Here is a 1,056-nt window from a genome sequence, read left to right on the forward strand (position 1 = left end):
AGCTTGGCCACAAGAGCATTGAGCGGCTGTTTCACGAGACCGCCGCAGGCTGGCACCAGCAGGCCAATCACCCCGGCTGGGCCGGGCTGCAACTGCTCGCCGTCGATGGCGTGATGTGGCGCACGCCCGATACCCCGGACAATGCCGCCGAGTTTGCCAAGCCCGGTACCCAGCATGGGGAGACGGCCTATCCGCAGGTGCGCATGCTCTGCCAGATGGAGCTGACCAGTCACCTGCTTGTTCAGGCGGTCATGGAGAGCTGCGCCGTCAACGAGATGGTGTTGGCCGAACAGCTTGTCGCGCGCACGCCGGACCACTCGCTGACCCTGTTCGACAAGGGGTTTTACTCTCTTGGCTTGCTCCATGCATGGCAAACCGCTGGCTGCGAGCGGCACTGGCTGCTGCCACTCAAAAAGGGCACGCAATACGAGGTGGTGCGCAAGCTGGGGCGTCAGGATGTGCTGGTGCGTCTCAAACCCAGTCCACAGGCGAGGAAGAAGTGGCCGCAACTGCCAGAGACGCTAGAAGCCCGCTTACTGACTCGCACTATCAACGGCAAAGAGCGGCAAGTGCTGACCTCGATGGTCGACCCGATGCGCTTTGTGGGCGCCGATATCGTCGACTTGTATGGTCATCGCTGGGAAATCGAGTTGGGCTATCGGGAGATGAAGCACAGCCTGCAACAGCACCGGCTGACCCTGCGCAGCAAGAAGGCGGCGGGGATACGGCAAGAGTTGTGGGGTGTGTTGCTGGCGTACAACCTGCTGCGCAGCCAGATGGTAAAGATGGCGGCGAGCCTGAAGGGATACACGGCGAGTCAGCTGAGTTTTCACATGGCATCGGTGTACCTCATCCATGAACTGAGCTGCATGCCGTATGTGTCGCCGGGGAATATCCCGGGACGCGTTGCGGAGCTGGAGAAACAGGCGGGCCAGTTTGTATTGCCAGCCCGAAGGGAGCGAAGTTACCCCCGCTGCGTGAAGCCAAGGCCACAGAAGTATGGAGTTAAAAAAACCAATAAAAACAATGCCAGTCAGGCTTAACTGACTGGCATTA

1 protein-coding gene is annotated in these 1,056 nt (G+C 59.9%); it reads left to right on the plus strand.

Annotation, left to right across the window (positions count from 1 at the left end):
* Positions 1-1,043: IS4 family transposase (locus tag GWQ22_RS21520; protein ID WP_275931631.1), on the plus strand; the 1,043-nt coding region annotated here is incomplete at its 5' end.
* Positions 1,044-1,056: the final 13 nt, after the last annotated feature.

Origin of the sequence: Aeromonas sp. 1HA1 (genome assembly GCF_029237385.1) — a bacterium.
Lineage (GTDB): Bacteria > Pseudomonadota > Gammaproteobacteria > Enterobacterales > Aeromonadaceae > Aeromonas > Aeromonas popoffii.